Annotated in this window: 11 protein-coding genes, 28 tRNA genes, 3 rRNA genes and 5 pseudogenes; 43 read left to right on the top strand and 4 right to left on the bottom strand. The window is 37.2% G+C overall.

The window, feature by feature from the left end:
* Nucleotides 1-10: 10 nt before the first annotated feature.
* Nucleotides 11-1544, top strand: a pseudogene (locus ABLV90_RS13485) (ATP-binding cassette domain-containing protein).
* Between the two features lie 9 nt (nt 1545-1553).
* Nucleotides 1554-2402, top strand: coding sequence for a sugar ABC transporter permease (locus tag ABLV90_RS13480; RefSeq protein WP_460872766.1), 849 nt, complete (start codon nt 1554-1556; stop codon nt 2400-2402).
* A 116-nt stretch (nt 2403-2518) separates the two neighbouring features.
* On the opposite strand, the gene ABLV90_RS13475 is transcribed toward ABLV90_RS13480, so the two are convergent.
* Nucleotides 2519-3496, bottom strand: coding sequence for a metal-dependent hydrolase (locus ABLV90_RS13475; protein ID WP_460872765.1), 978 nt, complete (start codon nt 3494-3496; stop codon nt 2519-2521).
* A gap of 127 nt (nt 3497-3623) precedes the next feature.
* Here ABLV90_RS13475 and mutY point away from each other — a divergent pair, with 127 nt between their 5' ends.
* From mutY to ABLV90_RS13460, 3 genes and pseudogenes are all read left to right on the top strand, one after another.
* Nucleotides 3624-4670 carry an A/G-specific adenine glycosylase gene (mutY, locus tag ABLV90_RS13470; protein ID WP_460872764.1) on the top strand — a complete coding sequence of 349 codons (1047 nt, stop codon included), beginning with the start codon at nt 3624-3626 and terminating at the stop codon, nt 4668-4670.
* A gap of 67 nt (nt 4671-4737) precedes the next feature.
* Nucleotides 4738-5281 (top strand): annotated as a pseudogene (locus ABLV90_RS13465) (DUF402 domain-containing protein).
* A 207-nt stretch (nt 5282-5488) separates the two neighbouring features.
* On the top strand, nt 5489-7225 hold the full coding sequence (locus ABLV90_RS13460; RefSeq protein ID WP_460872763.1) for an ABC transporter ATP-binding protein: 1737 nt from the start codon (nt 5489-5491) through the stop codon (nt 7223-7225).
* A gap of 153 nt (nt 7226-7378) precedes the next feature.
* Here the strand turns inward: ABLV90_RS13460 and ABLV90_RS13455 are convergent, their stop codons facing one another.
* From ABLV90_RS13455 to ABLV90_RS13445, 3 genes are all read right to left on the bottom strand, one after another.
* Nucleotides 7379-8473, bottom strand: coding sequence for an FUSC family protein (locus tag ABLV90_RS13455; RefSeq protein ID WP_002512520.1), 1095 nt, complete (start codon nt 8471-8473; stop codon nt 7379-7381).
* 75 nt (nt 8474-8548) lie between these two features.
* Nucleotides 8549-9238 carry an aminotransferase class III-fold pyridoxal phosphate-dependent enzyme gene (locus tag ABLV90_RS13450; RefSeq protein ID WP_460872762.1) on the bottom strand — a complete coding sequence of 230 codons (690 nt, stop codon included), beginning with the start codon at nt 9236-9238 and terminating at the stop codon, nt 8549-8551.
* 129 nt (nt 9239-9367) lie between these two features.
* Nucleotides 9368-9841, bottom strand: a complete 474-nt coding sequence (locus tag ABLV90_RS13445; RefSeq protein ID WP_460872761.1) for an aminotransferase class III-fold pyridoxal phosphate-dependent enzyme — start codon at nt 9839-9841, stop codon at nt 9368-9370.
* A gap of 82 nt (nt 9842-9923) precedes the next feature.
* Here ABLV90_RS13445 and ABLV90_RS13440 point away from each other — a divergent pair, with 82 nt between their 5' ends.
* The 38 genes and pseudogenes from ABLV90_RS13440 to queG all read left to right on the top strand — a co-directional run bounded on the left by ABLV90_RS13440 (nt 9924) and on the right by queG (nt 25217).
* Nucleotides 9924-10379, top strand: a complete 456-nt coding sequence (locus tag ABLV90_RS13440) for a peroxiredoxin (RefSeq protein ID WP_285324051.1) — start codon at nt 9924-9926, stop codon at nt 10377-10379.
* A gap of 31 nt (nt 10380-10410) precedes the next feature.
* Nucleotides 10411-11337 carry a phosphoglycerate dehydrogenase gene (locus ABLV90_RS13435; RefSeq protein WP_460872760.1) on the top strand — a complete coding sequence of 309 codons (927 nt, stop codon included), beginning with the start codon at nt 10411-10413 and terminating at the stop codon, nt 11335-11337.
* Between the two features lie 108 nt (nt 11338-11445).
* Nucleotides 11446-11893: pseudogene (gene perR / locus ABLV90_RS13430) on the top strand (peroxide-responsive transcriptional repressor PerR).
* A 713-nt stretch (nt 11894-12606) separates the two neighbouring features.
* Nucleotides 12607-14160, top strand: a 16S ribosomal RNA gene (locus ABLV90_RS13425).
* A gap of 104 nt (nt 14161-14264) precedes the next feature.
* Nucleotides 14265-14341 (top strand) — tRNA-Ile (locus ABLV90_RS13420).
* A 22-nt stretch (nt 14342-14363) separates the two neighbouring features.
* Nucleotides 14364-14439, top strand: a tRNA-Ala gene (locus ABLV90_RS13415).
* A gap of 198 nt (nt 14440-14637) precedes the next feature.
* Nucleotides 14638-17563, top strand: a 23S ribosomal RNA gene (locus ABLV90_RS13410).
* Nucleotides 17564-17644: 81 nt separating this feature from the next.
* Nucleotides 17645-17759 (top strand): 5S ribosomal RNA (rrf, locus tag ABLV90_RS13405).
* Together the 16S, 23S and 5S rRNA genes with 28 tRNA genes alongside form the textbook arrangement of a ribosomal RNA operon.
* Nucleotides 17760-17769: 10 nt before the next feature.
* Nucleotides 17770-17845: transfer RNA gene (locus tag ABLV90_RS13400), tRNA-Val, on the top strand.
* Nucleotides 17846-17859: 14 nt separating this feature from the next.
* Nucleotides 17860-17935 (top strand) — tRNA-Thr (locus ABLV90_RS13395).
* 6 nt (nt 17936-17941) lie between these two features.
* Nucleotides 17942-18017: transfer RNA gene (locus ABLV90_RS13390), tRNA-Lys, on the top strand.
* Nucleotides 18018-18030: 13 nt separating this feature from the next.
* A tRNA-Leu gene (locus ABLV90_RS13385) sits at nt 18031-18112 on the top strand.
* A 3-nt stretch (nt 18113-18115) separates the two neighbouring features.
* Nucleotides 18116-18190 (top strand) — tRNA-Gly (locus tag ABLV90_RS13380).
* Nucleotides 18191-18197: 7 nt separating this feature from the next.
* Nucleotides 18198-18283 (top strand) — tRNA-Leu (locus tag ABLV90_RS13375).
* A gap of 23 nt (nt 18284-18306) precedes the next feature.
* Nucleotides 18307-18380: transfer RNA gene (locus ABLV90_RS13370), tRNA-Arg, on the top strand.
* An 8-nt stretch (nt 18381-18388) separates the two neighbouring features.
* Nucleotides 18389-18462 (top strand) — tRNA-Pro (locus ABLV90_RS13365).
* A 17-nt stretch (nt 18463-18479) separates the two neighbouring features.
* A tRNA-Ala gene (locus ABLV90_RS13360) sits at nt 18480-18555 on the top strand.
* Between the two features lie 28 nt (nt 18556-18583).
* Nucleotides 18584-18657: transfer RNA gene (locus tag ABLV90_RS13355), tRNA-Met, on the top strand.
* A 27-nt stretch (nt 18658-18684) separates the two neighbouring features.
* Nucleotides 18685-18758, top strand: a tRNA-Ile gene (locus ABLV90_RS13350).
* Between the two features lie 11 nt (nt 18759-18769).
* Nucleotides 18770-18862: transfer RNA gene (locus ABLV90_RS13345), tRNA-Ser, on the top strand.
* A 42-nt stretch (nt 18863-18904) separates the two neighbouring features.
* Nucleotides 18905-18997 (top strand) — tRNA-Ser (locus ABLV90_RS13340).
* A gap of 13 nt (nt 18998-19010) precedes the next feature.
* Nucleotides 19011-19082, top strand: a tRNA-Met gene (locus ABLV90_RS13335).
* A gap of 12 nt (nt 19083-19094) precedes the next feature.
* A tRNA-Asp gene (locus ABLV90_RS13330) sits at nt 19095-19170 on the top strand.
* Between the two features lie 10 nt (nt 19171-19180).
* Nucleotides 19181-19253: transfer RNA gene (locus ABLV90_RS13325), tRNA-Phe, on the top strand.
* A gap of 11 nt (nt 19254-19264) precedes the next feature.
* Nucleotides 19265-19340: transfer RNA gene (locus tag ABLV90_RS13320), tRNA-Thr, on the top strand.
* A 7-nt stretch (nt 19341-19347) separates the two neighbouring features.
* Nucleotides 19348-19431 (top strand) — tRNA-Tyr (locus ABLV90_RS13315).
* Nucleotides 19432-19524: 93 nt separating this feature from the next.
* A tRNA-His gene (locus ABLV90_RS13310) sits at nt 19525-19597 on the top strand.
* Nucleotides 19598-19608: 11 nt separating this feature from the next.
* Nucleotides 19609-19680: transfer RNA gene (locus tag ABLV90_RS13305), tRNA-Gln, on the top strand.
* Between the two features lie 8 nt (nt 19681-19688).
* Nucleotides 19689-19762: transfer RNA gene (locus ABLV90_RS13300), tRNA-Cys, on the top strand.
* A gap of 7 nt (nt 19763-19769) precedes the next feature.
* Nucleotides 19770-19844 (top strand) — tRNA-Gly (locus ABLV90_RS13295).
* Nucleotides 19845-19862: 18 nt separating this feature from the next.
* Nucleotides 19863-19937: transfer RNA gene (locus ABLV90_RS13290), tRNA-Gly, on the top strand.
* An 18-nt stretch (nt 19938-19955) separates the two neighbouring features.
* A tRNA-Gly gene (locus tag ABLV90_RS13285) sits at nt 19956-20030 on the top strand.
* Between the two features lie 19 nt (nt 20031-20049).
* A tRNA-Gly gene (locus ABLV90_RS13280) sits at nt 20050-20124 on the top strand.
* 41 nt (nt 20125-20165) lie between these two features.
* Nucleotides 20166-20251: transfer RNA gene (locus tag ABLV90_RS13275), tRNA-Leu, on the top strand.
* Between the two features lie 223 nt (nt 20252-20474).
* Nucleotides 20475-21558 (top strand): annotated as a pseudogene (locus ABLV90_RS13270) (PTS transporter subunit IIC).
* A 168-nt stretch (nt 21559-21726) separates the two neighbouring features.
* Nucleotides 21727-23190 (top strand): ABC transporter substrate-binding protein/permease, encoded by a 1464-nt coding sequence (locus ABLV90_RS13265; protein ID WP_046466316.1) that lies wholly within the window; start codon nt 21727-21729, stop codon nt 23188-23190.
* Nucleotides 23183-23906: pseudogene (locus ABLV90_RS13260) on the top strand (amino acid ABC transporter ATP-binding protein). The gene ABLV90_RS13265 and the pseudogene ABLV90_RS13260 overlap by 8 nt, the downstream one beginning before the upstream one ends.
* 180 nt (nt 23907-24086) lie before the next feature.
* On the top strand, nt 24087-25217 hold the full coding sequence (gene queG, locus ABLV90_RS13255) for a tRNA epoxyqueuosine(34) reductase QueG (protein ID WP_460872759.1): 1131 nt from the start codon (nt 24087-24089) through the stop codon (nt 25215-25217).

Below are 25217 nucleotides of genomic sequence, written 5' to 3'. Positions count from 1 at the left end.
TGAAGATAGGATGGGTAGTTCAATTATATTAAAGTTACTAAATGTAACTCATTATTATAGAAATAAAAAATCATCTAAATGGTATTTACCATTTGGTTATGATGAAGAAGATATAGAATTGAATAATTTTAACCTCCATATCTATCAAGGTGAAGCTTTAGGAATAATAGGTGAAGCGGGTTCTTCTAAATCATTAATAGGGCGTTTATTAAGTGGTGAAATAAAACCCGACAAAGGAAAAGTCGTTAAGAAAAGAGACTTGTTTTTTGCTGATATTGAAGATAAATTATTGCAAGCATACTTCTGTAAATGATTTTGTGGCTAATGCAATCATGTTGTTTCAATATAAGACTTCGGATCATAAAGTAGAGCAAATTATAAAATATGCGCACCTTGAAGATAAAGCGGATGTTAAAGTTAGCCGATTAACTGATTCACAATATGCACAATTATTATTCGCATTAGCAAGAACTTCAAAAGCAAGCATTATAATTTTTAATCATATTTTACAATACTTAGATGAATCTTTTATCGAAAAAGCAATTGGACTTACAGAAGAATACATAAACCAAAATTTAACAATTGTGATAATCGATGATGATGTTCAACGTATAGCTCAGACGAGTAATTACATTGCACTGGGTCTCTCACGGCCAACTTAGAATGGAAGGCTCTTTAAATCAAGTCTTACCAGTATTTAAAGACCATGAGAAAGATAGATTGTCGTTGGAAGATGAGCAAGAGAAGGCGAATTTTGATGTTGATTGGAAAAAAGTAGAACAAGAACGCCGGAATTAACTTATAATTTCAAACGTATAGAAAGATATAATCATGTGAAACCACCTGTTGCATTCGTTAGATTTTGGACATGGCTTTCAGTATTTGTAGTGGGCTTATTATTTATGACAATTTTAATGTTTAATAATGTCGGGAAGTTACAGATTGGACAAAATATTGATCAAGCCTCAATACAAAACCAACATAAAGATCCTTATGAAGAAATGTTAGGATACGGTATCGTATTAGATGAATCTATTACTGTGGAAGATATGGACAATGGAAATAAACAAAAAATAAATCAGTATGGCTTTGTAACTATTACCGCTAAAAATAATAAGCATTATAGAATTGACGTAGACAATAGGCATTATAAGGTTGCTAAAAATAAATTGCGTTTCTTTGAACCTGCAGGTTTATATGAAGCACATAGTTCTAAATCATTAGCACCATACATGCATAATAACTATATTAATTTTTATGAATTTTTCAACAGTCATTTGCATAAAAAACATAGTACAGTAACAGAGGGACTTGTACCAGAAAATAATAAGGACAATCGTTTTGTAGTACCTATAGTACAACAACCTATCTCTATGATTTTTAATGACGAAAATAAACTCAAGGGCTTTACATTCCCTATTAAGAAGAAGGAAGAATTAAAAGATAAGTTTAATATTGAAAATAATTTCTGGATTACTAAATCTGGAGAGGGCTATTTCATGGCAGATTTAAAAAATAATAAATGGATATATATTGAATTGTAGGTGTAAAGAATGATTGATAGTATAATTAGTTTTTTTAAAAACATGCCATATCTTAGCAAACAAGCATATCATCGATTAAAATCACAATGGGTGTGGCTTGTTATACCCTTTTTATCAAGCTTGGCATTGCTATTCTTATTAATGCTAATATTTAAAATAAATGGCACCGAAGAACTAATTCAAGCTCGTGCCTATTTTAGATTAGCAGGATTAACAACTTTTGCTTATATTTGGATTGCTGTTTATCGAAGCTATAACACTTATAAAATTGATTACTTTACTAGTAAGTTATTTAACTTGAACCCAATATTTCAAAATGTTGTTATAGCAATCATTACGAGTATAACAATGTTTATAACTTTAGTTATTATGATATATGCTACACCTGTTAATATTGAAAGTTCTATAACTTCTACGTTTTATTATGTAGTAATGTCGATGCTATTCATGATACTCATATCGACAATATTAGGTCTTTCAGCTATTGTTCGTCGCAAAATTAACGGCATGTTTTACGTGATTTCATTAGTAATGTTTTTTATTGTTTCAATACTCTTTATACCAACAAGTAATACGTCACTGGTATCGCATATATTAATGTTAAATCCACTATATTACCTTATTGAAGGTATTTCACAATCTGTCGTGTCGGGTGCTTTAAGTTTAAATAATATACCATATCATTTGTATTATATATTGTTTTTAGCAATACTTTGTGTAGTTATTTTTGCTAAATATCGAATAATGGCACACAGAAAATATTTATACGCAGTGCCGGATGAAACAATCGTTGCTCATTCAGATACAGATAAAGATGAAAATACGAATGAAGCAGATGATTTAAGCGAAAATAAATAAAGATTATTCACTATTAATTAAACTAAACGTAATAAAAGAACTGGAAAGGTTCGTTGATTGATAACGAACCTTTCCAGTTCTTATTGTATTTAGAGGTATTAAATTTTAAAAACGCGTTATTTTGCAAATAATTTTTTCTGTAATTTATCTTCGCTAAAGACCCGACCGATATATGAATGGTCGATATTCATTTCATCGTCTAAATGGGCAATAGCTACAAAAGAATAATGTCCATTTTTTAAATAACGTAAATCAATTAATCTGATTTCGGTTGTTTCATCATCTAACTTTCTAGCTTCCCAACGATAAATTGTTGAGAAGTTAAGGAATGTTTTAATATTTTTATCACCCTCGACATATTGCATTAAATCATCACTTGGAAATGGATGACGTTTTGATTTGTCACTAAATACAATGTTTCTACCAAAACTACGTCCCACATAATCATGTTCTTCAGTTTGTATTGCAACACGCCATTGCATGAAGCGAATTGTTGGAGCAACAAATACTTTTACTGGATTATGTTCTTGTTGAATTTGTTTTAGAGCTTGTTCTTTAATCACAGCTTGCATTCTAAAGCGAATGATATAATATATTACAAGAATAGCGATAATTGGGAAAAACACAAGATATGGATGAATCCCAACTAACCAAAGCAGTATTCCAATACACCACAAGACAAATATAATTGGATCAAACGTATTAATTACACTGAGTTGTATCCATTTGTTAGTAATAGGCCTTAGCGCTTGTGTACCATAAGAATTGAAAATATCTACAAACACATGTAGAAATACTGCAAGCTGAGCCCATAGCCAAACATGTGTTATATCAACGTTTTTGAAAAATGTAAAAATTAATAAAGTAATTAATAAAGGCCATAATATCGTAAAGGGTATTGAATGTGTGATACCTCTATGATTTGATATATAGGTAGCGTTATCTTTTAATTTAAAAACAGTGTCGCCATCAGGTATTAAAGAGCCAACTACTAATGTGGTAGCTGTGGCTACAAATGATCCTGCCATTGCCGGGTCTTGAGTAGCTAATGCTGTTAATCCGATACCCATGACAATGTGTGTGCCTGTATCCATAAGTATTCAACTCGTTTCATGTCAATAATATATATTCATTATAATCTAATATCATAAATAATAAAAATAACATACTAAAATTTATTTTGAAATTTTTAAGAATTACTAATAGAAAGAGATGTGTAAAATGTTTAATGAGTCAAAATTCAAGAATAATCTCGTTACATGGTTTGACGAACATCAACGTGAAATGCCTTGGAGAGAAACCTCTAATCCATATTATATATGGTTGAGTGAAGTGATGTTACAACAAACTCAAGTTAAAACCGTTATAGATTATTATCATAGATTCATCCATCGCTTTCCAACTATTTCTGAGTTAAGTCAAGCACATGAAGATGAAGTGCTCAAATATTGGGAAGGCTTAGGCTATTATAGTAGGGCACGTAATTTTCACACTGCAATAAAAGAAGTACATGACAGTCACCACGGTGTCGTGCCAGACGAACCGGAAACATTTGGAAAACTAAAAGGCGTAGGTCCTTATACACAAGCGACAGTTATGAGTATTGCTTTCGACAAACCCTTAGCAACTGTGGACGGGAACGTCTTTAGAGTATGGTCTCGACTAAACAATGATGAGAGAGATACGAAATTGCAATCAACACGTAAAGCATTTGAGAATGAATTACAACCATACGTTGAGCAAGATGCAGGTACATTTAACCAAGCAATGATGGAACTAGGTGCATTGATTTGTACACCGAAATCCCCGTTGTGTTTATTCTGTCCGGTTCAAGATCATTGTGAAGCATTTGAAAAAGGTACAGTTCAATCATTACCTGTAAAAACAACAAAAATTAAAAAGAAACATATAAAACAACATGTTTATCTACTTAAAAATGAAGATGATGCTTATTTAATTGAAAAACGTACACAAAAGTTATTAAATAATATGTGGGAATTTCCAATGTATGAAGCAGAGGAAGATAAGCATATTAACTCAGTATTGGGGACACAAGCGACATTTGATCAAGCGCCCGCATTTAAATTAAAACATCAATTTACACATATCACGTGGGATATTGAGGTATTTATGACTCAAGAAAATGTGCATAAAGATGACATCACCTTACCAGAGAATATGGTGTGGATGCAGTTAACAGAAAAAGAAGACTTTAATTTTCCTGTAAGTATGACAAAAATATATAATTTCATAACTAAACATTGTTAGATTCGGTGTTGTATCTTGAGTTATGTTATAATTCTATATGTGAAATTAAGAAAAGGTGGTGTGGAGCATGGTAAAAGAATCCATACCTAAAGAAGGTCAGACAATTAAGATTCAAAGTTATAAACATGATGGTAATATTCATCGTGTTTGGTCTGAAACTACTATATTAAAAGGTACGGAAGATGTTGTTATTGGTGGGAATGATCATACGCTCGTCACAGAAAGTGATAGTCGTACATGGATTACGAGAGAGCCTGCAATTGTATATTTTCATTCTGAATATTGGTTTAACGTGATATGTATGTTTAGAGAAGATGGCGTTTATTATTATTGTAATTTATCTTCACCATTTGTTTGTGATGAAGAAGCTTTAAAATATATCGATTATGATTTAGATATTAAAGTATATCCAAACGGTAAATATCATTTACTAGACGAAGATGAATACGAGCAAGCATATGAGACAAATGAATTATTCACCTGATATCGACGTTATTTTAAGAAGAAATGTAGATATTTTACAGCAATGGATTGAACAGAAGAAAGGTCCATTTGCTCCAGACTTCATTAAAGTTTGGCGAGAACGATACAAAAAAGTTAGAAATTATTAAGCAGATTTAATGTTTTTAATTTAATTATCATTTATAGTGATATGAATGTGAACAATACAAACAAGAAAAAATAAGTTTGCTATAAAATATTCGTATTCGCAAATGAAATTGTCAAACAACTTTAGATAATGCATAAATTAGCAGCCTAGTTGGACCATCAACATAGGCTGTTTCATTTGCAAATATAGTGTGGGGAGGAATCGTTTTATGATTCGCAGATATTTACAATTTGTTCGACCATATAAATGGCGAATCATTGCCACTATACTTGTAGGTATTCTAAAATTTGGTATTCCTATGCTGATTCCATTATTAATTAAATATGTCATTGATGATATTATCAATAATGGTGCTATAACAGTAGAAGAAAAAATCACAAAATTATTAGTTGCAATGGGTATAGCGGCGTTTATCTTTGTGATAGTAAGACCACCAATTGAGTTTTTAAGACAATATCTAGCACAGTGGACAAGTAACAAAATTTTATATGACATACGTAAAAAGCTTTATCATCATTTGCAAGCTTTGAGTTCAAGATTTTATGCGAATAACCAAGCAGGGCAGGTTATTTCAAGGGTTATTAATGATGTTGAGCAAACTAAAGACTTTATATTAACTGGTTTAATGAATATATGGCTCGACTGTATAACTATTATTATTGCATTGACTATTATGTTTTTCTTAGATGTTAAGTTAACTTTAGTCGCAATTATTATATTCCCTGTATATATTTTAACTGTGTATTTCTTCTTTGGTCGTTTGAGAAGTTTAACAAGAAAGAGATCACAAGCATTGGCAGAAGTACAAGGGTTCTTACATGAACGTGTACAAGGGATGTCAGTTATAAAAAGTTTTGCAATTGAAGATAATGAAGCAGGGAACTTTGATAAACATAACCAAAATTTCTTACAAAGAGCGTTTAATCATACACGTTGGAATGCTTATTCATTCTCAGCAATTAATACGGTTACAGATATTGGACCTTTAATCGTTATTGGTACAGGTGCATTCTTAGCAATCAATGGATCGATAACAGTAGGTACTTTAGCTGCTTTCGTGGGCTATCTTGAACAACTATTTGGTCCTCTACGTAGATTAGTTTCCTCATTTACGACATTGACACAAAGTTTTGCGTCAATGGACCGTGTATTCCAACTTTTAGATGAGGATTACGACATCAAAAACAAAAAAGGTGCATTGCCAATAGAAATAAAACAAGGACACATCGAATTAAATAATGTTAATTTTAAATATGATCAAAATGAAGCAAATATCCTTAAAGATATTAATTTAGAAATTAATCAAGGTGAGACTGTGGCATTTGTTGGTATGAGTGGTGGAGGAAAATCTACTTTAATCAATTTAATACCTAGGTTCTATGATGTTACCGAAGGCGAAATAAAAATTGATGGTACAAATATCAAGTCATATTTAACAGGTAGCTTGAGAAGACAAATTGGCTTAGTTCAACAAGATAATATATTATTCTCGGATACGATTAAAGAAAATATATTATTAGGTAAACCAGATGCTTCAGATGAAGAAGTTATTAACGTCGCTAAAATGGCCAATGCGCATGATTTTATAATGGAACTATCTAAAGGTTACGATACAGAAGTGGGCGAAAGAGGGGTTAAACTCTCTGGTGGACAAAAACAACGTGTTTCTATTGCCCGCATCTTCCTAAATAATCCACCAATTATTATATTAGATGAGGCGACGAGCGCGCTTGATTTAGAAAGTGAATCTATTATTCAAGATGCCTTGAGTGTATTAAGTGCAAATCGTACAACACTTATTGTTGCACATAGATTATCTACTATCACACATGCTGATAAAATTGTTGTTGTAGAAAATGGTGAAATTGTTGAAAGTGGTTCACATTCAGCATTATTAGCTAAAAAAGGTGCATATGAACACCTATATAGTATTCAAAATTTATAGTCAGTAAATATTTAAAAGCGCATTGGGCATTTTAACGTATACCGAGTGCGCTTTTATCTTAAACGATTATGCTACTATTTTGATTACAACTATTATAAGAAATTTAAAAATACCCTTTGAGCAGATGAAAATTAAGCTCAAAGGGTATTTTATTTATAAATCGAAGTCTTCTTCTAGTATATCAATTTCATTATCATTTCGATGGTACGTGAAGAAACTAATACGCAGTCTATCTAAATGTTCTAAAATATAACGATATTCTTCGATTGCTGAAATAATTTGCATAATATTCGTATATGAGTACATTGATTGATAAGGATTTTGAATGATTTCTTTTTGAAATGCATCCATCAAATCTTTTTTCTGTGGGTTTGAAATCTGACTATCAAGTTGATCTACATCATACCGTGCCTTTTTTGAAAGACTGATGAAGATTTGTTCGTGATATGCAATCAATGTGTCTATCTCTAATTTAATCTGCAAAAGTAATTCGTTATTTAAATTATGAAGATCATTTTGATAACGATTCATTTTTCTCAACACTTCATACGCTCGCCGAGTACTACGGACTAATTCTTTAAAAAGAATTTTTTTCCTATTTTGTGCATACAGTTGCTTTTTAGTCCATGGTTTTTCTTCTGAATAATAACCCAAAGTTTCTTCGAGTTTATCAATACGGGTAACAATTAACCCTCTATCTTCTTTAATATGATGATACTCAGAGGTGTCATTTAAAACTAATTTAAACCATACAAAAATATCAGAACAGATATTTAATGAATTATAGTAAATTTTAGATTCAAATTTAGGTGGTAGAAATAAAAGGTTTACTGCTGAAGAACTAAGCACACCAACCATAACAAGTACAAATCTATAAAAGGCAGAAACATAAAAGTTACCAGTATGTTGTCCCATAATAATTAAAGCAGTTATACTTGCTAGCGTAGCAACATGTTCCAATTTGAAACGAAACAGGATTGCAATTAATAAAATTACTGTAACACCCATGATTACAATATTATTTCCAAATATCGTAACCATCACTACTGCTAAAACAGCACCAACAAGGTTACCTATTGCTCGTTCCCCAATTGTTTTTATTGAACGAAAAACACTTGGTTGCATTGCAATGACAGCACTGACTGCGGCAATGGCTTTTAAACCAGCTTCATCAGGTAATAGAGAAGCGATAAACAAAGCAAGTATAATTGCGATACCTGTTTTGAGAATACGGGCTCCTAATTTCAAATGTACCGCTCCTTAATATATTTAATAAAATAATGTTTATACTTGTTATACAACGATTGGGTGTAAAATTCAAGTTTATACCATTTGACTAAATGCATAATCTACCGCTTTTAATGTTGCATCAATGTCTTCGTCTGTATGTTCAGTAGTTAAAAACCAAGCTTCAAATTTAGAAGGCGCAAGATTAATACCTTGGTTTAGCATTAATTTAAAGAATTTAGCAAATGCGTCTCCATCAGTATTTTCAGCCTGAGCATAATTTTCTACTGTTTCATCTGTAAAATATAATGTTAGGGCACCATATACTCTATTTACTGTAGCAGTAATGTTATGTTTTTTAATTAATGAAAGTAAACCATCCTCTAAACGTTTACCTAATACATCTAATTTTTCATAAACGCCATCTTGCTCTAATACTTCTAGAAGTGCAATGCCGGCTTTCATGGATAGTGGGTTGCCCGCCATAGTGCCGGCTTGGTATGCAGGACCTAAAGGTGCTACTTGTTCCATAATATCTTGCTTTCCTCCATATCCCCCTATAGGTAAACCACCACCAACAATTTTACCGAAGGCTGTTAAATCAGGATATACATTATAAAGATCTTGTGCGCCACCGTAATGGAAACGGAATGCTGTAATGACTTCATCATATATAACTAAGCTTCCATTATTATGGGTAAGTTCGTTTACTTGTTCTAAGAAACCAGGTTTAGGTTTAACCATGCCAAAATTACCCACAATAGGTTCTACTAATACGGCGAGCAATATCTTCTCCCCAATAATCAATAGCTTCCTTATAAGCACCAATATCATTGAAAGGAACTGTGATGACTTCTTGAGCGACACTTTCAGGAACACCAAGCAGAATCAGGTGAACCTAGTTGAGAAGGCCCACTACCAGCGAGCAACTAAAACTAAATCAGAGTGACCGTGATACTGACCAGCAAATTTGATGATTTTAGTTCTTTTAGTATAAGCACGGGCGACACGGATTGTAGTCATAACTGATTCTGTACCCGAATTAACAAACCTAATCTTTTCTAATGAAGGCATAGCTTCACGTAATTTTTTAGCAAATTCAATTTCTAGTTCTGTAGGCGTACCATACAATACACCTTGTGCGACCTGTTCTTGAATTGCTTTAGTAATATGTGGATGTGCATGACCAGTAATAATAGGGCCATAAGCCTGTAAATAATCAATGTACTTGTTTCCATCTACATCAAACAAATATGCGCCCTGACCAGAGCGCATCATAACTGGTGCGCCACCGCCAACCGCCTTATATGAGCGAGAAGGTGAATTGACTCCCCCTAGAATATACTCGTTAGATAATTTTTGAAGTTTTTCACTTTCAGTAAATTTCATACATATCAACCTCTTTTAATTTAATAATTTCGTCTATTATCGTATCATAAAATTAAGAATAAAAAGGAATAGGGTGAGTTAAATGTTAAGAAAAGGCGATCAATTTCCATCATTTAAACTAGAAAATCAAAAAGGGGAGTTTATTTCTAATGAATCTATAAAAGGAAGTAAAGCTGTACTTTACTTTTATCCAAGAGATAATACACCTACATGTACTACTGAAGCATGTGATTTTAGAGATAATTTAGCAATCTTTAATGATTTAAATGCCAAAGTATATGGTATTAGTGGAGATACTAAAAAGAAACACGAAAATTTCAGCCAAAAACTAGATTTAAATTTTGACTTATTAGTGGACGAGAATTATGAGTTGTCAGAAGAAGTGGGCGTCTATCAATTGAAGAAATCATTTGGTAAAGAATCGATGGGGATTGTAAGAACTACATTTGTTATTGATGAAGATGGTATTATAATAGATGTAATCGAAAAAGTTAAAGTTAAAACACAAATGGATGAACTAAAAGAAATCTTGGGGTGAACATAGATGAAAGTCTGTCAGTTTAAAAAGAATGGGAGATTTAGAATCTAAATTAATAGAAGCATATCCTACTGTCGATTTTGTATTTACAAAGGGTGTTTCTGAAATAGAAGAACAAGATAAAAAAGATTTAGATATAATATTCGGTTATGATGGTAAACTTAATCAATCGTTTTTAGAAAATTGTCCGAACCTTAAATGGATGGCATGGTATTCAACAGGTGTGAATAGTTTACCTTTAGATTATATTGATAAACAAAATATATTACTTACAAATGGTAAAGGTATACATGCAAAGCAAATGTCAGAATTTATTATAGCTTATATACTTGATGACTATAAAAAAATGAGAACTTCCTATATTAATCAACAAAATAGATATTATGATTCAAAACTTACGGGCTCAAGAGTGAGTGGGGAAACGATTCTATTTCTAGGTACAGGAAGTATCGCTCAATATACGGCTAATATTGCAAATGCAATGAACATGAAAATTATTGGTATCAATACAAATGGTCATTCAGTAGAGGGGTTTAGTAAGACCTTTGCATTAAATGAACTTTCTAATGCTTTAACCGAAGCGGACATAATTGTTAACACACTGCCTGAAACTGAGCAGACTATACATCTCATAACAAAAGCGCATTTTGAGTTAATGAATGAAACAGCATTGTTTATAAATGTAGGTAGAGGGACAATTGTTGATGAGAGTGTGTTAATTGAAGCTTTAAAAGAAAAGCAAATTAGACACGCATATATAGACGTGTTCGAAAAAGAGCCTTTAAATCCAAGTAATGAACTATATTCATTAGATAATATTACTATTACTGCTCATATCACAGGTAATGGTAAAGAAAATATGAGCGAGGTTACGGATATATTTATTAAAAATCTCAATCATTTTCTCAATAAGGAAGATTTAATTGAGAATGAAGTAGATCCTAAACAAGGCTATTAAAGACTTTTAAGTAATGAAGATTGACATTTCACACATCAAACAGTTATATTTATATTAAGTAATAATTATTCTTAAATAGAAAGATGGTGAGTGAAATGAGTGCAGTAGATGGAAACAGTTGAACATCAACTAGAACATTCAATTGCGTCTTTAAGAAATAACGGTATTAGAATAACGCCTCAACGACAAGCAATATTGAAATTTTTAATTGCTTCAGAGACACATCCTACAGCCGATGAGATTTATCAAGCACTTTCACCTGATTTTCCAAATATAAGTGTTGCTACAATATATAATAATTTACGTGTCTTTAAAGATATTGGTATAGTAAAAGAATTACCATACGGAGATTCTTCGAGCCGTTTTGACTTCAGTACACATAATCATTATCACGTTATCTGTGATAATTGTGGAAAAATAGTGGATTTCCATTATCCACAACTTGATGAAGTAGAACAATTAGCGCAAGCACGTAACAGACTTTAATGTAACGCATCACCGTATGGAAATATATGGGTTATGCAAAGACTGCCAAGATAAAAGAAACAGTCAATAGAAGAAAGAAAACATTATCTAATATCTTGTAATACTAATGATATAAGAAAAGGGAAAACTCATTTTTAAAACAAATGAGTTTTCCTTTTTCTTTGTTCTTACTTCTTTATATTGAATATGTTGAATGATACTAAACTAGAAAAGATGAGTTTATGCGATAGTGGCGGTATTACTGTTTGATAAGCATCCTAGTTCCTACTATATATAATAGAAGGTAAGACAACTCATTAAGTTAAGATGTATGCCGATATATTTACACTAAACTAACGTTTAATACATAAAAACAATAAATAGACATCACAAAGGTAAAATTTAACTAAAAAGATTGCTGAAAATGATTGACGGTTGTGAATAAACTTGATATTATAAAAAAGTCGTCGAAACAAGACACGTAGCAAAACAATCGATTCAACGAAGTTTTTACAAAGTGTAAATTTGACACTTGTTAAATTAGTTGAAAGGATATACAATATTAAATGTTGAGTTAAAAAACGCAACAAACTTAATAAATAAAAAAAGAAATTTATTATTGACTTAACAAAAACTTAATGTTATAATTATTTCTTGTAACGCATTAAAGCAGTAATGAACATTGAAAACTGAATTGCAATATGTCAACGTTAATTCCGAACGCAACATTAAATTGTTGGTTCAAACGTGTTAGAGATAACACACAAATTAGTATTTTATGAGCTAATCAAACATCATAATTCATTTATGGAGAGTTTGATCCTGGCTCAGGATGAACGCCGGCGGCGTGCCTAATACATGCAAGTCGAGCGAACGGATAAGGAGCTTGCTCCTTTGAAGTTAGCGGCGGACGGGTGAGTAACACGTGGGTAACCTACCTATAAGACTGGAATAACTTCGGGAAACCGGAGCTAATGCCGGATAACATTTGGAACCGCATGGTTCTAAAGTAAAAGATGGTTTTGCTATCACTTATAGATGGACCCGCGCCGTATTAGCTAGTTGGTAAGGTAACGGCTTACCAAGGCAACGATACGTAGCCGACCTGAGAGGGTGATCGGCCACACTGGAACTGAGACACGGTCCAGACTCCTACGGGAGGCAGCAGTAGGGAATCTTCCGCAATGGACGAAAGTCTGACGGAGCAACGCCGCGTGAGTGATGAAGGTTTTCGGATCGTAAAACTCTGTTATTAGGGAAGAACAAATGCGTAAGTAACTGTGCGCATCTTGACGGTACCTAATCAGAAAGCCACGGCTAACTACGTGCCAGCAGCCGCGGTAATACGTAGGTGGCAAGCGTTATCCGGAATTATTGGGCGTAAAGCGCGCGTAGGCGGTTTCTTAAGTCTGATGTGAAAGCCCACGGCTCAACCGTGGAGGGTCATTGGAAACTGGGAAACTTGAGTACAGAAGAGGAAAGTGGAATTCCATGTGTAGCGGTGAAATGCGCAGAGATATGGAGGAACACCAGTGGCGAAGGCGACTTTCTGGTCTGTAACTGACGCTGATGTGCGAAAGCGTGGGGATCAAACAGGATTAGATACCCTGGTAGTCCACGCCGTAAACGATGAGTGCTAAGTGTTAGGGGGTTTCCGCCCCTTAGTGCTGCGGCTAACGCATTAAGCACTCCGCCTGGGGAGTACGACCGCAAGGTTGAAACTCAAAGGAATTGACGGGGACCCGCACAAGCGGTGGAGCATGTGGTTTAATTCGAAGCAACGCGAAGAACCTTACCAAATCTTGACATCCTTTGAAAACTCTAGAGATAGAGCCTTCCCCTTCGGGGGACAAAGTGACAGGTGGTGCATGGTTGTCGTCAGCTCGTGTCGTGAGATGTTGGGTTAAGTCCCGCAACGAGCGCAACCCTTAAACTTAGTTGCCGGCATTTAGTTGGGCACTCTAGGTTGACTGCCGGTGACAAACCGGAGGAAGGTGGGGATGACGTCAAATCATCATGCCCCTTATGATTTGGGCTACACACGTGCTACAATGGACAATACAAAGGGCAGCTAAACCGCGAGGTCATGCAAATCCCATAAAGTTGTTCTCAGTTCGGATTGTAGTCTGCAACTCGACTACATGAAGCCGGAATCGCTAGTAATCGTAGATCAGCATGCTACGGTGAATACGTTCCCGGGTCTTGTACACACCGCCCGTCACACCACGAGAGTTTGTAACACCCGAAGCCGGTGGAGTAACCATTTATGGAGCTAGCCGTCGAAGGTGGGACAAATGATTGGGGTGAAGTCGTAACAAGGTAGCCGTATCGGAAGGTGCGGCTCGGATCACCTCCTTTCTAAGGATATATTCGGAACATCTTCCTTGAGAAGATGAAGAGGAATGACATTGACATATTGCATTCAGTTTTGAATGCTCATTACGAGTATTCAACATCGAAATGGGCCTATAGCTCAGCTGGTTAGAGCGCACGCCTGATAAGCGTGAGGTCGGTGGTTCGAGTCCACTTAGGCCCACCATTTAGAATTTTATAAGCACTATGGGGGCTTAGCTCAGATGGGAGAGCGCCTGCTTTGCACGCAGGAGGTCAGCGGTTCGATCCCGCTAGTCTCCACCATAAAGAATTTAATTTGTACATTGAAAACTAGATATGTAAGTAAAATTTATGATTTTACCAAGCAAAACCGAGTGAATTAGAGTTTTAAAAAGCTTGAATTCAAAAAAATAGAAATAATCGCTAGTGTTCGAAAGAACACTCACAGATTAATAACATTTTAGGTCTTCAACCGATTTTTTTCGTGTTGAAAGTCGAAAAGATTAAGTTATTAAGGGCGCACGGTGGATGCCTTGGCACTAGAAGCCTACGAAGGACGTTACTAACGACGATATGCTTTGGGGAGCTGTAAGTAAGCTTTGATCCAGAGATTTCCGAATGGGGAAACCCAACACGAGTTATGTCGTGTTATCGATATGTGAATACATAGCATATCTGAAGGCAGACGCGGGGAACTGAAACATCTTAGTACCCGCAGGAAGAGAAAGAAAAATCGATTCCCTGAGTAGCGGCGAGCGAAACGGGAAGAGCCCAAACCAACGAGCTTGCTTGTTGGGGTTGTAGGACACTCTATACGGAGTTACAAAAGAACAAATTAGACGAATCATCTGGAAAGATGAATCAAAGAAGGTAATAATCCTGTAGTCGAAAGTTTGTTCACTCTTGAGTGGATCCTGAGTACGACGGAACACGAGAAATTCCGTCGGAATCCGGGAGGACCATCTCCCAAGGCTAAATACTCTCTAGTGACCGATAGTGAACCAGTACCGTGAGGGAAAGGTGAAAAGTACCCCGGAAGGGGAGTGAAATAGAACTTGAAACCGTGTGCTTACAAGTAGTCAGAGCCCGTTAATGGGTGATGGCGTGCCTTTTGTAGAATGAACCGGCGAGTTACGATTTGATGCAAGGTTAAGCAGTTAATGTGGAGCCGTAGCGAAAGCGAGTCTGAATAGGGCGTTGAGTATTTGGTCGTAGACCCGAAACCAGGTGATCTACCCATGACCAGGCTGAAGTTCAGGTAACACTGAATGGAGGGCCGAACCGACTTACGTTGAAAAGTGAGCGGATGAGTTGTGGGTAGCGGAGAAATTCCAATCGAACCTGGAGATAGCTGGTTCTCTCCGAAATAGCTTTAGGGCTAGCCTTAAGTAATGATTATTGGAGGTAGAGCACTGTTTGGACGAGGGGCCCTTATCGGGTTACCGAATTCAGACAAACTCCGAATGCCAATCAATTTTATCTTAGGAGTTAGAACGCGGGTGATAAGGTCCGTGTTCGAAAGGGAAACAGCCCAGACCACCGGCTAAGGTCCCAAAATATATGTTAAGTGGAAAAGGATGTGGCGTTGCCCAGACAACTAGTATGTTGGCTTAGAAGCAGCCATCATTTAAAGAGTGCGTAATAGCTCACTAGTCGAGTGACACTGCGCCGAAAATGTACCGGGGCTAAACATATTACCGAAGCTGTGGATTGTCCGTAAGGACAGTGGTAGGAGAGCGTTCTAAGGGCGTTGAAGCATGATCGCAAGGACATGTGGAGCGCTTAGAAGTGAGAATGCCGGTGTGAGTAGCGAAAGACGGGTGAGAATCCCGTCCACCGATTGACTAAGGTTTCCAGAGGAAGGCTCGTCCGCTCTGGGTTAGTCGGGTCCTAAGCTGAGGCCGATAGGCGTAGGCGATGGATAACAGGTTGATATTCCTGTACCACCAAATTTCGTTTTAAGCGATGGGGGGACGCAGTAGGATAGGCGAAGCGTACTATTGGATTGTACGTCCAAGCAATGAGACTGAGTGTTAGGCAAATCCGGCACTCTTAAGGTCAAGTTGTGATGGGGAGAGGAAATTGTTTCCTCGAGTCGTTGATTTCACACTGCCAAGAAAAGCCTCTAGCTAGAATTTTGGTGCCCGTACCGCAAACCGACACAGGTAGTCAAGATGAGAATTCTAAGGTGAGCGAGCGAACTCTCGTTAAGGAACTCGGCAAAATGACCCCGTAACTTCGGGAGAAGGGGTGCTCTTTAGGGTTAACGCCCAGGAGAGCCGCAGTGAATAGGCCCAAGCGACTGTTTATCAAAAACACAGGTCTCTGCTAAACCGTAAGGTGATGTATAGGGGCTGACGCCTGCCCGGTGCTCGGAAGGTTAAGAGGAGTGGTTAGCTTCGGCGAAGCTACGAATCGAAGCCCCAGTAAACGGCGGCCGTAACTATAACGGTCCTAAGGTAGCGAAATTCCTTGTCGGGTAAGTTCCGACCCGCACGAAAGGCGTAACGATTTGGGCACTGTCTCAACGAGAGACTCGGTGAAATCATAGTACCTGTGAAGATGCGAGGTTACCCGCGACAGGACGGAAAGACCCCGTGGAGCTTTACTGTAGTCTGATATTGAAATTCGGTACAACTTGTACAGGATAGGTAGGAGCCTTTGAAACGTGAGCGCCGGCTTACGTCGAGGCGTTGGTGGGATACTACCCTTGCTGTGTTGGATTTCTAACCCGCACCATTTATCATGGTGGGAGACAGTGTCAGATGGACAGTTTGACTGGGGCGGTCGCCTCCTAAAGAGTAACGGAGGCGCTCAAAGGTTTCCTCAGAATGGTTGGAAATCATTCATAGAGTGTAAAGGCATAAGGAAGCTTGACTGCGAGACTTACAAGTCGAGCAGGGTCGAAAGACGGACTTAGTGATCCGGTGGTTCCGCATGGAAGGGCCATCGCTCAACGGATAAAAGCTACCCCGGGGATAACAGGCTTATCTCCCCCAAGAGTTCACATCGACGGGGAGGTTTGGCACCTCGATGTCGGCTCATCGCATCCTGGGGCTGTAGTCGGTCCCAAGGGTTGGGCTGTTCGCCCATTAAAGCGGTACGCGAGCCGGGTTCAGAACGTCGTGAGACAGTTCGGTCCCTATCCGTCGTGGGCGCAGGAAATTTGAGAGGAGCTGTCCTTAGTACGAGAGGACCGGGATGGACATACCTCTGGTGTACCAGTTGTCGTGCCAACGGCATCGGCGGGTAGCTATGTATGGACGGGATAAGTGCTGAAAGCATCTAAGCATGAAGCCCCCCTCAAGATGAGATTTCCCAACTTCGGTTATAAGATCCCTCAAAGATGATGAGGTTAATAGGTTCGAGGTGGAAGCATAGCGATATGTGGAGCTGACGAATACTAATCGATCGAAGACTTAATCAAATTTAAAAAGTGTTTTGTTTGGCATTATCAAATTTTACTTACTATCTAGTTTTGAATGTATAATTTTTATACAGTTCATTGTCTGGTGACAATGGCAAGGAGGTCACACCTGTTCCCATGCCGAACACAGTAGTTAAGCTCCTTAGCGCCGATGGTAGTCGGACTTACGTTCCGCAAGAGTAGGACGTTGCCAGGCAATTTTATACGGAGGATTAGCTCAGTCGGGAGAGCATCTGCCTTACAAGCAGAGGGTCGGCGGTTCGAACCCGTCATCCTCCACCATTTATTTTTTAATAGCCGGCCTAGCTCAACTGGTAGAGCAACTGACTTGTAATCAGTAGGTTGGGGGTTCAAGTCCTCTGGCCGGCACCATGTTTTGAGCCATTAGCTCAGTTGGTAGAGCATCTGACTTTTAATCAGAGGGTCAGTGGTTCGAGCCCACTATGGCTCACCATTATTTTAATATCGCGGGTGTGGCGGAACTGGCAGACGCACTAGACTTAGGATCTAGCGCCTCACGGCGTGGGGGTTCGACTCCCTTCACCCGCATATGCAGAAGTAGTTCAGCGGTAGAATACGACCTTGCCAAGGTCGGGGTCGCGGGTTCGAATCCCGTCTTCTGCTCCATTATTTTGCCGGGGTGGCGGAACTGGCAGACGCACAGGACTTAAAATCCTGCGGTGAGAGATCACCGTACCGGTTCGATTCCGGTTCTCGGCATTATCCCATGAAAATAGAATTATGCGCCCGTAGCTCAACTGGATAGAGTACTTGACTACGAATCAAGAGGTTACAGGTTCGACCCCTGTCGGGCGCACTATTTTACGGGAAGTAGCTCAGCTTGGTAGAGCACTTGGTTTGGGACCAAGGGGTCGCAGGTTCGAATCCTGTCTTCCCGATATCCTTAAAATAATATGGGGGCTTAGCTCAGATGGGAGAGCGCCCGCTTTGCACGCGGGAGGTCAGCGGTTCGATCCCGCTAGTCTCCACCATATATTTAAATGCAATCTAAATTACAACGGCGGCGTAGCTCAGCTGGCTAGAGCGTACGGTTCATACCCGTGAGGTCGGGGGTTCGATCCCCTCCACCGCCACTAATTATTAGTTGTAAATTATATTTAGGACCTTTAGCTCAGTTGGTTAGAGCTAACGGCTCATAACCGTTCGGTCGCAGGTTCGAATCCTGCAAGGTCCATATAATTTTTTGGAGGAATACCCAAGTTCGGCTGAAGGGATCGGTCTTGAAAACCGACAGGAGCTTAACGGCTCGCGGGGGTTCGAATCCCTCTTCCTCCGCCATTTTTATAATAATTGAATATAATTTATTTACCTAATATTTTTGGAGGAATACCCAAGCCCGGCTGAAGGGATCGGTCTTGAAAACCGACAGGGGCTTAACGGCCCGCGGGGGTTCGAATCCCTCTTCCTCCGCCATTAATATTATTACCGCGGGATGGAGCGGCGGTAGCTCGTCGGGCTCATAACCCGAAGGTCGGTGGTTCAAATCCGCCTCCCGCAATTTTTTATTTTAGGTCCCGTAGTGTAGCGGTTAACACGCCTGCCTGTCACGCAGGAGATCGTGGGTTCGAATCCCATCGGGACCGCCATTATTGTTATGGTTCAGTAGCTCAGTTGGTAGAGCAATGGATTGAAGCTCCATGTGTCGGCAGTTCGACTCTGTCCTGAATCATTTTAATGCAAGCCGGCCTAGCTCAACTGGTAGAGCAACTGACTTGTAATCAGTAGGTTGGGGGTTCAAGTCCTCTGGCCGGCACCATCTTTCGGGAGGGGTAGCGAAGTGGCTAAACGCGGCGGACTGTAAATCCGCTCCTTCGGGTTCGGCAGTTCGAATCTGCCCCCCTCCACCATATAACTTTAATTTAATAGGGGCATATTTCAACGGTAGAATACAGGTCTCCAAAACCTTTGATGTGGGTTCGATTCCTACTGCCCCCGCCATGGCGGTTGTGGTGAAGTGGTTAACACATCGGATTGTGGTTCCGACACTCGTGGGTTCGATCCCCACCATCCGCCCTTTGTATTTTTGGGCTATAGCCAAGCGGTAAGGCAACGGACTTTGACTCCGTCACTCGTTGGTTCGAATCCGGCTAGCCCAGTTTTTATTGGCGGCATAGCCAAGTGGTAAGGCAGAGGTCTGCAAAACCTCTATCACCGGTTCAAATCCGGTTGCCGCCTCCATCAATATGCGGGAGTAGTTCAATTCTTAGAACACGTTCCTTCCCGGAACGAGGTATAGGTGTAAGTCCTATCTTCCGCTCCATATTAATTTATATCCCATGCGGGAGTAGTTCAACTCTTAGAACACGTTCCTTCCCGGAACGAGGTATAGGTGTAAATCCTATCTTCCGCTCCATATTAATTTATATCCCATGCGGGAGTAGTTCAATTCTTAGAATACGTTCCTTCCCGGAACGAGGTATAGGTGTAAGTCCTATCTTCCGCTCCATATTTAATATTATTTGCATGCGGGAGTAGTTCAACTTTTAGAACACGTTCCTTCCCGGAATGAGGTATAGGTGTAAGTCCTATCTTCCGCTCCATCGATACTTCCACACTGGGAGTTTTTTATTTATTTAATTGGGCCGGCGTGGCGGAATTGGCAGACGCGCGGGACTCAAAATCCCGTTCCATTGATTTGGAGTGTCGGTTCGATCCCGACCGCCGGTATATATAACGTACTTAGATGTACATGTTAAGCAATCTCATAAGATGGGGTTGCTTTTTTATGTTTAAACTTAATTAACTGCTAATGCCTTTAATTATTTTACTTAATTGCTAAATATCACTTTATAAAACTATGTATGCAATATTAATATAATCAAAGTAAATATTGTAGTTTTTGGTAAAGTATAATATTATTAGTCTAATGTTATATTTGGAGGAAAATTCAATGGTTAAAACTAAAACAACCAAAACTAAAACAACTAAACCAAATGGAAAGCAATTTTTTGGTAATATCTTACAAGCTGTTGGCGCAGGGGTAGTTATTGCGTTAATACCTAATGCATTATTAGGTGAACTATTAAAGTTTTTTAAAGAAGGTAATGAGTTATTAGAAACAATATATCAATTAGTAGTTATGATTCAATCATTTATGGCTTTTATTATAGGTGTATTAGTCGCGCACCAATTTAAATTTAATGGTGCAGGTGCTACGATGATAGGTGTTTCTGCTATGTTAGGTAGTGGAGCTGTTAAAATTACTCCTGATGGATTTATACTAAATGGTATTGGTGATATTATTAATACTATTTTAGTTGTAATTATTGCTTGCTTTTTATTTTTAATATTACAAAATAAATTAGGTTCATTAGAAATGATCTTGTTACCAGTTATTATTCCTGTAGTAAGTGGAATTATTGGTCTATATACATTAGGCTATGTATCTAATGTTACAAAAGGTTTAGGCCACGTAGTGCATTCATTTACTGAACTCAATCCATTATTGATGTCAGTATTAATATGTGTGACTTATTCGTTGCCGATGGTAACGCCAATATCGGTTGTAGCTATTGCAACAGCAATTAGCCTATCTGGACTAGGTAGTGGTGCGGCCAATATGGGAATTGTTGCGGCTTGTGTTACATTCTTATTTGGATCAATCAGAGTTAATGGTGCTTGGTGTGAATTTAGTATTAATTATTGGTGCGGCTAAGATGATGATACCTGTCTATTTCAGACATTTAATTATCGCGATACCTTTAACAATTAATGGTATTATAGGTGGCTTGATTGCTTACTTTATTGGGATTGAAGGTACACCGATGTCAGCTGGTTTTGGTTATACAGGACTTGTAGGACCAATTAATGCCTTTAACCGTATGTCTGGAGATCCAACAATGAATATCATATTGTTAATTTTTGGTTATTTCATTATTCCTTTTGTTGCGGCATTTTTTGTTCATGAGTTATGTAAAAAATTCATTGGTAGATATACTGATGAAATATACAGTTTTGAAATTCCTAAACAGTAATCTTAAGAGACCTAATATTTATTAGGTCTTTTTTTATACATAAATAATGCATATTTTGTAATTTTTAGAAAAAAACCTCTCTTATACATAGCTTTTATATAAAAAGTTATTGAATAATATTACGTTATTATGTATAATAATTAATTATATAGAGAGGGGCTAACCAAGATGAAACACATTATTAAACTATTTATGGTCTTTATTATATTTATTAGCGCCATAATTACATACATAAATCCTGATGCTCAGGCAGCAGAAGAAGACCAATGGGATAAAATTAAGGAACGTGGAGAATTGAGAGTGGGTTTATCTGCAGATTATGCACCTTATGAGTTTGAACATAATGTGAATGGTAAATCTGAATATGCCGGTATTGATATTGATTTGGCAAAGAAAATTGCAAAGGACAATGATGTAAAGCTAAAAATTGTTAATATGCAATTTGATAGTTTGTTAGGAGCAATTAAAACTGGGAAAATCGATTTAATCATTTCTGGAATGACACCAACACCTGAACGTGAAAAAGAGGTAGATTTTTCAAATCCATATATGACGGTTGAACAAAAAATGATCGTTAAAAAGTCTGAAGCAGATAGATTTCAAAATATAGATGATTTTGCTAATCAAAAAATTGGTGTACAAAAACAAACACAACAAGAAAAAATTGCACAAACAGAAATTGAAAATGCACAAATACAATCTTTAACGAGAGTGCCTGAAGTAATCATGTCATTGAAGAGTGGCAAAATCAACGGGATGGTTATTGAAGGACCAGTTGCAGAAGCTTACTTGAAACAAAATGAAGATTTAGCATTTGCAGATGACGTGCAATTTAATGAAGGTACGAAACAAACAGCAATTGCAGTACCTAAAAATTCCCCTGAATTAATGGAAAGACTTAATGCTACTATTAAAGATGTTGAAGATAAAGGTTTACTAGCAGATTATAAAGCATCAGCTGCAGAAGCGATGAAAAAGGATGAAGGAAATTTCTTTACTAAATATGGAAACTTCTTTATAAAAGGTATTAAAAATACGATACTCATTTCAATTGTGGGAGTAGTGCTAGGGGCAGTGTTTGGCGCATTTATTGCATTATTAAAACTAAGTAAAGTTAGAGTTTTAAGATGGTTAGCTTCGGCTTATATTGAATTCTTAAGGGGCACACCATTGCTCGTGCAAGTATTTTTAGTTTATTTCGGCACAACTGCAGTATTAGGTTTAAATATCTCCGCATTAATTTGTGGTATGATCGCGCTTGTAATTAACTGTTCTGCATATATTGCTGAAATTATTAGAGCCGGTATAAATGCAGTAGACAAAGGACAAACTGAAGCCGCACGTAGTTTAGGATTATCTTATGGTCAGACTATGAAATCAGTTGTATTACCACAAGCGATTAAAAATATTTTGCCTGCTTTAGGTAATGAGTTTGTAACAGTGATTAAAGAATCTTCTATAGTATCTGTAATCGGTGTTAGTGAAATTATGTTTAATGCACAAGTAGTTCAAGGTGCTTCATTTGATCCGTTCACACCATTGATCATAGCAGCTATACTGTATTTTATTCTCACATTTACATTATCTAGAATTATGTATTTCTTTGAAGGGAGATTGAAAGTTAGTGATTAATATTAAAAATTTATACAAGTCATTTGGTAAAAATGAAGTTTTAAAAGGCATTGATTTTACTGTAAACCAAGGCGAAGTTGTAGCTATCATAGGTCCTTCAGGTAGTGGGAAAAGTACCTTACTGCGTTGCATGAATCTACTAGAGACGCCAACAAGTGGCGAAGTTATATTTAAAGATAATAATTTAACGAGTAAAGATACAGAATTAGAAAAATTGCGTCAACAAATGGGAATGGTATTTCAAAATTTCAATTTATTTCCGCATAAAAAAGTAATAGATAACGTTATTTTAGCTCCTAGTTTATTAAAAAAAGGGAATCAAAATGACTTGAAAAAAGAGGCCCAGTTGTTATTAGAAAAAGTGGGTTTAGAGGATAAAGCTGATGCATATCCAAGCACAATTATCTGGCGGTCAAAAGCAAAGGGTAGCAATTGCTAGAGCATTAGCAATGAACCCTGAAGTTCTATTGTTTGATGAACCTACATCAGCTCTAGATCCAGAGGTTGTAGGAGACGTATTGAAAGTTATGAAGGATCTAGCTAAAGAGGGTATGACAATGGTAGTTGTAACCCATGAAATGCACTTTGCTAGAGATGTAAGTGATAAAGTAGTATTTATGGCTGATGGTGTCATCGTCGAGTCTGGGACACCAGAAGAAGTCTTTGACCACCAACAACATGAAAGAACGAAAAACTTTTTATCAAGAGTTTTATAATTAATTAAAAATAAGACTAAGTTGGTAACATAGTATTGTTTAAAATCAATCTTATGTTATCGATTTGGTCTTTTATTTTATTATATTTAAATTATAATAAAAGTAATATAGCTAATACGCCAAAGCCATACGAATGTGTTAAACTGTACAATGTATGTTTTTAAGGTGGGGTGTAAGAAAATGGATTTAAACCAATTAAAACAAGATGTTATAGACTATGCCCATTCAATTGGTATTGATAGTATTGGTTTTACGACAGCTGATCCTTTCGATGAAATGAAGCAAAAGTTAGTGGATTATCATGCAAAAGGGTATGCATCTGGTTTTGAAGAATCTGATATAGAATTAAGAACAGAACCGAAATTAAATTTGCCAACAGCAAGATCTATTATTGCAATAGGCGTTGGCTATCCAAATAAATTAAAAGGTGCGCCTAAAAGTGTCCGCGGAGACAGAAGAGGTATGTTTGCTAGAGCTTCTTGGGGGCAAGATTATCATAGTATTATGAGGAAACGGTTAGATAAATTGGGTGAGTATTTAGAATCTAGAGTAGAAGACGTTGAAATTAAATCAATGGTAGATACTGGCGCATTGTCTGATCGTGCTGTAGCAGAACGTGCAGGACTTGGGTTTGTAGGAAGAAATGGCTTCGTCATCAATCCTGACCTTGGTACATGGACGTATTTAGGAGAGATGCTAGTTAGTATACCTTTTCCGCCTGATGACCCGTTAATCGATAGCTGTGGCGATTGTACGATTTGTGTCGATCGTTGTCCAACAGGAGCACTCGTTGGAGATGGACAGTTAAATAGTCAGAAATGTATTAGCTTTTTAACTCAGACGAAGGGTTATCTAGAAGATGAATATCGTTATAAAATTGGCAATCGTCTTTATGGATGTGATACCTGTCAACAAGTATGCCCGAAAAATAAAGGGATTAATACACAGCATGACGATATAGAATTAGAACCTGAAATTTTAAAACCAAGGCTCGTGCCTTTATTAAAAATGAGCAATAAAGAATTTAAAAATACTTATGGTCATTTAGCAGGGGCATGGAGAGGTAAGAAACCGATTCAACGTAATGCAATTATTGCTTTGGCACATTTTAAAGAAGAAACAGCAATACCTGAATTACAAGATGTTGCGTTAGATGATCCAAGACCTATGATTAGAGCTACAGCATATTGGGCGATAGGACAAATTCAAGGCGAGGTCGCTAGACCATTTATTGCACAACATTATGAAAATGAACTAGAAGAGGTTCAAATTGAAATGTTAAAAGGACTTGAAACGAGGAGCGAAAAATAG

This window comes from Staphylococcus sp. 2S1 (assembly GCF_046721335.1).
GTDB classification, from domain to species: Bacteria; Bacillota; Bacilli; order Staphylococcales; family Staphylococcaceae; genus Staphylococcus; species Staphylococcus equorum_A.
The sequence above is the reverse complement of the archived record's forward strand: the minus strand, read 5'-3'. Positions and strand labels throughout refer to the sequence as shown.